This window comes from Paenirhodobacter sp. YD-8 (assembly GCF_056590935.1).
The window spans coordinates 3,769,945-3,777,326 of the sequence record NZ_CM152649.1 but is presented as its reverse complement, the minus strand read 5'-3'; the positions used below and the strand labels follow the sequence as shown (position 1 = coordinate 3,777,326).

7 protein-coding genes are annotated in these 7,382 nt (G+C 69.4%); 2 read left to right on the top strand and 5 right to left on the bottom strand.

Annotated elements, in window-relative coordinates; all coding sequences use genetic code 11:
• Positions 1 to 477: 477 nt before the first annotated feature.
• The 3 genes from rpsT to mutM all read right to left on the bottom strand — a co-directional run bounded on the left by rpsT (position 478) and on the right by mutM (position 2,626).
• Positions 478 to 744, bottom strand: a complete 267-nt coding sequence (rpsT, locus tag AC0QTQ_RS18355; RefSeq protein ID WP_113901618.1) for a 30S ribosomal protein S20 — start codon at positions 742 to 744, stop codon at positions 478 to 480.
• A 173-nt stretch (positions 745 to 917) separates the two neighbouring features.
• Positions 918 to 1,694, bottom strand: a complete 777-nt coding sequence (locus AC0QTQ_RS18350; RefSeq protein ID WP_121534051.1) for an enoyl-CoA hydratase — start codon at positions 1,692 to 1,694, stop codon at positions 918 to 920.
• Positions 1,695 to 1,780: 86 nt separating this feature from the next.
• Positions 1,781 to 2,626, bottom strand: coding sequence for a bifunctional DNA-formamidopyrimidine glycosylase/DNA-(apurinic or apyrimidinic site) lyase (gene mutM, locus AC0QTQ_RS18345; protein ID WP_480257743.1), 846 nt, complete (start codon positions 2,624 to 2,626; stop codon positions 1,781 to 1,783).
• A 75-nt stretch (positions 2,627 to 2,701) separates the two neighbouring features.
• Here mutM and ubiE point away from each other — a divergent pair, with 75 nt between their 5' ends.
• Together ubiE and ubiB are read left to right on the top strand one after the other, a co-directional pair.
• Positions 2,702 to 3,454 (top strand): bifunctional demethylmenaquinone methyltransferase/2-methoxy-6-polyprenyl-1,4-benzoquinol methylase UbiE, encoded by a 753-nt coding sequence (gene ubiE, locus AC0QTQ_RS18340; protein ID WP_480257742.1) that lies wholly within the window; start codon positions 2,702 to 2,704, stop codon positions 3,452 to 3,454.
• Between the two features lies 1 nt (position 3,455).
• Positions 3,456 to 4,985 carry a 2-polyprenylphenol 6-hydroxylase gene (ubiB, locus tag AC0QTQ_RS18335; RefSeq protein ID WP_480257741.1) on the top strand — a complete coding sequence of 510 codons (1,530 nt, stop codon included), beginning with the start codon at positions 3,456 to 3,458 and terminating at the stop codon, positions 4,983 to 4,985.
• Here ubiB and AC0QTQ_RS18330 read toward each other — a convergent pair.
• Together AC0QTQ_RS18330 and fliK are read right to left on the bottom strand one after the other, a co-directional pair.
• Positions 4,973 to 5,644, bottom strand: a complete 672-nt coding sequence (locus AC0QTQ_RS18330; protein ID WP_480257740.1) for a flagellar hook capping FlgD N-terminal domain-containing protein — start codon at positions 5,642 to 5,644, stop codon at positions 4,973 to 4,975. The two genes, ubiB and AC0QTQ_RS18330, sit on opposite strands and share 13 nt — an antisense overlap.
• A gap of 9 nt (positions 5,645 to 5,653) precedes the next feature.
• Positions 5,654 to 6,214, bottom strand: coding sequence for a flagellar hook-length control protein FliK (fliK, locus tag AC0QTQ_RS18325; protein WP_480257739.1), 561 nt, complete (start codon positions 6,212 to 6,214; stop codon positions 5,654 to 5,656).
• Positions 6,215 to 7,382: the final 1,168 nt, after the last annotated feature.

The following is a 7,382-nucleotide window of genomic DNA, read 5'->3' as shown; positions in this document are numbered from 1 at the left end:
CTTCTTGTTGCCTTTAGAGTCTACACGCAGTTTCGGTGCGCACATCCCCCTGGAACAGGGACCCGCGCGGACGCGGGCCGGAACCCCTGCATTTGGACACGGCAACAGGCCCGGCAAAACCGGGCAAGGCACTGGATGCCGAATCTCGGAAGGCGGCAGCCTTCAGAATCGGATTCGCTTTCTCGACACCGGAACCCCCGGCTTTTTTCGTTGTCGTGGCAGACTTTATGCCTGCTCCGGCGGTCGAGAACGCGTCATGTCCCCCAAGGCGACGTGAATCGCTGAGGCAAGCTAGCCCGGGGGTGCGGCGCGCTGCAACCGAACTTCGCGCTTGACGGAGGATTCCCGAAATCGAATCTCCGGACGTGGTGAAACGCGCAACACGCGCGGTTAATGCATTGAAATGTATTGAAAATATGAAAAAGGGCGCCCGAGGGCGCCCTTAGACTGAGTCTCTGCGATGCAGCAATCTGCAGCTCAGTTGGCCAGCGCCTTGACGCGGGCCGACAGGCGCGAAACCTTGCGCGAGACGGTGTTCTTGTGCAGCACGCCCTTGGTCACGCCGCGCGCCAGTTCCGGCTCGGCGGCGAGCAGAGCGGTCTTGGCGGCAGTCGCGTCGCCCGAGGCGATCGCTTCTTCCACCTTGCGCAGGAAGGTGCGGATGCGCGAGCGGCGCGCGCGGTTGATGTCGTTGCGGCGCTCGTTCTGACGGGCGCGCTTCTTGGACTGGGGCGTATTGGCCATGGTTCTTTCCCACTTTCCGGGTCAGTTGCGTCAGGATAGCGCACAAAGCCCGGTCTCTCGAAGAACCGGATGATTCTAGCCAAAGCGGGCTGCACGCGCATGTGAGGGCTGCCATTACGGCAAAAGCCGCCGAAAGGGAAGCCCCCTCGGCGGCCAATCGGCTTCGGGACGGCTCAGCGGTCGCGGAACTGCGGTTCGCGCTTCTCGAGGAAGGCCGACATGCCCTCCTTCTGGTCCTCGGTCGAGAACAGCGCGTAGAAGATGCGGCGTTCGAAATGCACGCCCTCGGCGAGGGTGGTCTCGTAGGCGCGGTTGACGCATTCCTTCACGACCATCGTGCTCAGCAGCGATTTCTCGGCGATCTTGTGCGCGGCGGCCATCGCCTCGGGCAGCAGCTGGGCAAGCGGCACGACGCGGCTGACAAGGCCCGAGCGTTCCGCCTCGGCCGCATCCATGAAGCGACCGGTCAGGTGCATGTCCATCGATTTCGACTTGCCGACGAAGCGGGTCAGCCGCTGCGTGCCGCCCATGCCGGCGACGACGCCGAGGTTGATCTCGGGCTGGCCGAACTTGGCGTTCTCGGCGGCGATGATGAAATCGCACATCATCGCCAGCTCGCAGCCGCCGCCGAGCGCATAGCCCGCCACCGCCGCGATCACCGGCTTGCGGGTCTTGAGGATCCCGTCGGTCTCGGTGCTGAAGAAGTTCTTGGTGAACATGTCGACGAAGCTCTGTTCCGACATCTCCTTGATGTCGGCGCCGGCCGCGAAAGCCTTCTCCGAGCCGGTGATGACGACGCAGCGCACCTTGTCATTGGCGTCCGCCGCGGCCAGCGCGTCGGACAGCTCGCCCAGCAGGGTCGAGTTCAGCGCGTTCAGGGCTTCGGGGCGGTTCAGCCGGATCAGGGCGACATAGTCTTCGATCTCGACGATCAGGGTCTGGTAGGCCATGTGGCAGTGCCTTTCCTTATGCTGGGCCGGAGTCGTAACAGGGTCTGGGCGATTATCAAGACCCTCTCGCAGGTGCAGCATAACCGCTATTTCTGGCACTGCGGGCAGAAATAGCTCGACCGGCCCGATTGCACGATGCGCCGTATCGGTGTGCCGCAGACCGGGCAGGGCTCGCCCTCGCGGTCGTAGACGCGGAAGGAATGCTGGAAATATCCAAGCTCGCCGTCGGCCTGGCGATGGTCGCGCAGCGACGATCCGCCGGCTTCGATCGCCTCGCTCAGCACCTCGCGCACCAGCGGCACAAGCGCCGCGATCCGCTTCGACGCGATCCGACCGGCCGCCCGGCGCGGGTCGATGCCGGCACGGAACAGCACCTCGGAGACATAGATGTTGCCCAGCCCGGCGACGACGTGCTGGTCGAGCAGCGCGGTCTTGATCGGGCTGGCCCGGCCCTTCAGGCGCTCGACAAGGTACTCCTCGTGGAACTCGTTGCCGAAGGGCTCGGGGCCCAGCCCCGCCAGCAGCCAATGCGCCGCCTCGCGGTCGGTGCGCACGAGGTCCATCGCCCCGAAGCGGCGCGCGTCGTTGAAGGTGACGCGGGCGCCGCCCTCCATCTCGAGGACGACGTGATCGTGCTTTTGCGGTGCCGGATGGTCGAGGTGATAGTCGCCCAGCATCACCCCCGACACCAGCATCCGCCCCGACATGCCAAGATGGATGAGCAGGCTCTCGCCGCTGTCGAGATCGGCCAGGATGTATTTCGAGCGCCGCCGCAGCCGCTCGACCAGTCGCCCGGTCAGACGCCCGGCCATGTTCTCGGGCAGGGGCCAGCGCAGGTCGGGGCGGTTCACCTGCGCGGCCTCGATCCGCCGCCCCTCCATCGCCGGGGCAAGGCCCCGTCGCACGGTTTCCACCTCGGGCAGTTCGGGCATCTTCGTTCCTGTCGCATTGTCTTGGCCGAAAGGGCCCCTATAAGAAGGGGGAGATTTCGGGATCGGCAAGAGACCATGACGACAGAACAGACGAGAACCACGCATTTCGGCTTCCAGACCGTGGACGAGGACGCGAAGGCCGGAATGGTCCATGGCGTGTTCTCGCGCGTGGCCTCGAAATACGACATCATGAACGACCTGATGAGCATGGGCATCCACCGCATCTGGAAGGATGCGATGATGGACTGGCTCGCGCCGCGGCCGGGGCAGAAGCTGCTCGACGTGGCGGGCGGCACCGGCGACGTCGCCTTCCGCTTCCTCAAGCGTGCGCCCGGGGCCACGGCCACCGTCTGCGACATGACGGAATCGATGCTGATCGAGGGGCAGAAGCGCGCCGAGGCCGAGGACATGGCCGAGCGGCTGAGCTGGGTCGTCGGCGACGCGATGGAGCTGCCCTTCGAGGACAACACCTTCGACGTCTACACGATTTCCTTCGGCATCCGGAACGTGACCCGCATCCCCGACGCGCTGCGCGAGGCCTATCGCGTGCTGCGGCCGGGCGGGCGGATCATGGTGCTTGAATTCAGCCAGATCCCGAACGACATGCTGCAGGCGGTCTATGACGCCTATTCCTTCAACGTCATCCCGGTGATGGGCCAGATCGTGGCGAATGACCGCGACAGCTATCAATATCTGGTGGAATCGATCCGCAAATTCCCGACGCAGGAGATCTTCGCCTCGATGATCCGCGAGGCCGGGTTCGAGCACGTCAAATATCGCAACCTGACCATGGGCATCGCCGCGCTGCATTCCGGCTGGAAGATCTGAGATGCGCGGGCCCCACAATATCTGGCGGCTGATCCGCACCGGCGCCACCTTCGAGCGCACCGGCGCGATGAGCGTCGCGCTCGAGGCAATGGAAGCGCCGCCGCGGCTGCGGCTGGTGGCGCGGATCATGGGCTGGCCGTTCAAGTGGCTCGGCTACAAGGGCGATCCGGCGTTGCCGCCGGTGACGCGTGCGATCACCGCGCTCGGGCCCGCCTACATCAAGTTCGGCCAGGTGCTGTCCACCCGCCCCGACGTGGTGGGCGAGGATCTGGCAAACCAGTTGCGCGTGCTGCAAGACAAGCTGCCGCCCTTTGACACGGCGCTGGCCAAGGCCGCGATCGCCGAGGAGCTCGGTCGTCCGGTCGGGGAGATCTTCGCGGAATTCTCCGAACCCGTCGCCGCCGCCTCGATCGCGCAGGTGCATTCGGCGGTGCTGGCCGACACCGGCGAGACCGTCGCGGTGAAGGTGCTGCGCCCGGGAATCGAGCGCGCCTTCCGCCGCGACCTCGACGCCTTCCATTTCGCTGCCGGGATGATCGAGCGGCTTCTGCCCGGCACCCGCCGGCTGAAACCGACCGAGGTGGTGAGCCATTTCGAGCAGACCGTTCTGGGCGAGCTCGACCTGCGGCTCGAGGCCGCCGCCGCCTCGCAATTCGCCGCGAACACCGCGCGGGACGCGCATTTCCGCGTGCCGGCGCCGGTCTGGGCGCTGTCCGGCCGCACCGTGATGGTGATGGACTGGGCCGAGGGCACGGCGATGGGCGACGTGCCGGCGCTGCGCGCGGCGGGTCATGACCTCGTGGCGCTGTCCGAGCGGGTGCTGCAGCTTTTCCTCAGCCATGCGCTGCGCGACGGCTATTTCCACGCCGACATGCATCAGGGCAATCTGAAGGTCGCGGCGAACGGCGATGTCATTGCCTATGACTTCGGCATCATGGGGCAGATCGACGAATACACGCGCCGCGTCTATGCCGAGATCCTGATGGGCTTCATCCGCCGCGACTATCGCCGCGTCGCCGAGGTGCATTTCGAGGCGGGCTATGTGCCGGCCGACCGCGACGTGAACGCCTTCGCGCTGGCGCTGCGCGCCGTGGGCGAGCCGATCTTCGGCATGAACGCGACGCAGATCTCGATGGCGAAACTGCTCGCCTATCTCTTCGAGGTGACCGAGCGGTTCGGCATGCAGACCCGCACCGAGCTGATTCTGCTGCAGCGCACCATGGTGGTGGTCGAGGGCGTGTCGCGCTCGCTCAACCCGGCGATGAACATGTGGGAAGTGGCCCGGCCGGTGGTCGAGACCTACATCCGCGAGAACCTCGGCCCGCGCGCGACGCTGCGCGATCTGAAGCGCACGGCGCTGGTGCTGGGCCATTTCGGGCCGCGGATGCCGGCGCTTCTGCAGGAGCTGATCGAGCGGCGGGTCAACGGCGCCGCCCCCGCGCCCGAACCCGAGCGGCGGCGCACGGGCTGGTTGGCGCTTGGCGGGATTGCGGCCTTCGCACTCGGGCTGATCGCGGCTCAGATCCTCTGATCGGGGTCGCGCAGCCCGGTGACGTCCGCGGGCGAGACCTGCGCCCCCCCGCGCAGCACCAGCACTGAGCCGCCCGCGGTGCCCTGCACCTCGGCGATGGTGCTGTAGACTTCGGCCGGGTCGGTCGACAGCAGGGTGCCGGCGTTGTAGCTTTCAAGTTCGAAGGAATAGACCCCGGCCGGCAGGGCGTTGCCCGAACTGTCGGTGCCGGTCCAGTCGATCGTCTCGGCCGTGGTGCCGACGTCCCGTCGCGCCACCTCGGTCCCCGCGGCGTCCTTCACCACCAGCACCGCCTGATCGGCGCCGGTCACCGGATTCGGCGCGATGCGGAGCGGGGTCGTTCCGTCGAAATAGGCCGGCGCCGCCACCCGCGCCTCCATCCCCACCCAGCCCGCATATTGCGTCACGCCGAGCAGGCCGAGCTGCGTCGTCATGCCGGTCAGCAATTCATTCGTCTTCACCTGCTGTTCGACCCCCGAGAAGGTGGCGAGCTGCACCGCGTAATCCGAGCTGTCGATCGGGTCGGTCGGGTCCTGATTCTGCATCTGCGTGGTCAGCAGCTTCAGGAACATCTGGTAATCCGAGCTGATGTTGGTGCCCGAGCCGGTGGTGCTCGCGGTTTTTGCGGCGGTCGGGGTGATGCCGGAAACGGTGCTCATGGGCTGTCCTTACATGCGCAGATCGAGGGAGCCGTCCGCGCCGCGCGCGGCGGGCGTGGGCGGGGCGATGGGGGGGGCGGGCGACGCGGACTCCGTCTCGGCGACGAAGGGGGGCGGCGTGGCCTCTCCGCCCTGGCGTTCGCCGCTCTCGGTGCCGAAACTGAAGGAGACGTCGGCATAGCCGAGTGCGCGGAAATCGCGCGCCAGCATCTCGATGTTGCGGCGCATCAGGTCGAGCGTTTCCGGGCGTTCGGCCTGCACGGTGACAGCGATGCCGTGCTCGGCCGGATGCAGCGTCATGCGGACACGGCCCAGCTCCTCGGGGGAAAGCGCCACCTCGACCGGCCCCTCGGGCCGCTGCGCGACAGCCTCGTGCAGCTGGCGCAGGACATGATGCGCCGGCACATGGCCGATGTCGCGCGCGGCAGCGGCGGGCGTCGGGACGGGCGATGAGTCGGGTGTTGCGGCGGGCGGCGCCATGCCGATCGGTCCGGCGGCATCCACCTCGACGCCATCAGGTCCCGCCGGAGGCCGGGGCACGGCATCGGCCGGCTTCGGGGCCGCGGCCATGGGCTCCGGCAAGCGGCGCGACGCGACGGTCTGCGGCGGGCCCGAGTGCGGCGCGGCGATGTCCGCCGCCGCCGCTCGGGGCGGGGGCGCCGCCCGGTCGGGGCGCGGTTCGGCGGGGCTTGTCCCGGCGCGCTCTCCGCCGGTCGCCGGAGGGGGCGCGGCCGGCGCACTGTCCACGCTGGCCGTCCGATCCGGGGACATCGGCGCGCGCCCGGGGGCGGCATCCGTCCCGGGCTGCGCCGCGGGGGGGGGAGCGGCGATCGGTGCGCCCGTCGTGACCTTCGAGGGGGGCGCGGTGTTGGCGTCGGGCGCTTCGGCCGGCCCCGAGCGCAGGGGCATTGCCGGCGCGGATGCCCGTGCCGGATGCCGGTCGGAAGGGGGGGGCGGCGCGGCCCCGTCGCGCGCGCCATCGGCGGCCCGCCCGGGCGCGGCGGGCGCATCGGTGGCGGCCCGAACCCGTGCGCCGGCCGGCGACGGCCTGTCGGGCCATCCGGCGCCTGCGGGAAGGGCCTCTTGCGGATCTGCCGGGGCCAAAGGGGCACCTGCGGCGCCTGCCGTTTGTGGCGTGGCGCTCCGGGCGCCAGGGGCCGCTTCCCGCGCAGCCGGAAGGGCGGCCCCCTCGGTGCCGCTGGGGCGGGCGAGGCGGGGCGATGCCGGCGGGTGGGCGGAGATCGGCGCCGTGTCGCGTGAGGCATCTCCGGCGGGCGGCACCGCGGTTCGGGCCAGCGCGGCACCGGTTTCCGAGGCCGCCGCGTCCGGCGAAACGCCGGCATCGGGGGGGCGGTGAGCGGGAGGCGCAGCGCCGACCGGCGCCGCCGTCCCGTTCCGCACGCCGCCCGGGGCGGCCCCCTCGGCGAGCTCGGCCACGGCGGTGGCGGTCCGCGATGAGGCGGGGGCTGGCGCCACCGCCGCGGCGGCGGTGGCCATCCGCTCGCTGGCAGTCGGCTGTGCCGCGCGGGGCGCGGAGGCTGGCCCGTCCTCGTGCAGCGGCGTGACGCGCGGGCGGGTCGTCGGGGCCGGTGCGGGCTCTGTCGCCCCCGCCCCCCCTCGGGCGGGCGGCATCTGCAGCGCGTGCACGGACGACGGGGCCGCATTTTCCAATCCCGCCCCGTGGTCGGTTGCCGAGGTGGAGGGCAGGGGCACTGCGGCGGCGGGCGCCGTTTCCGGA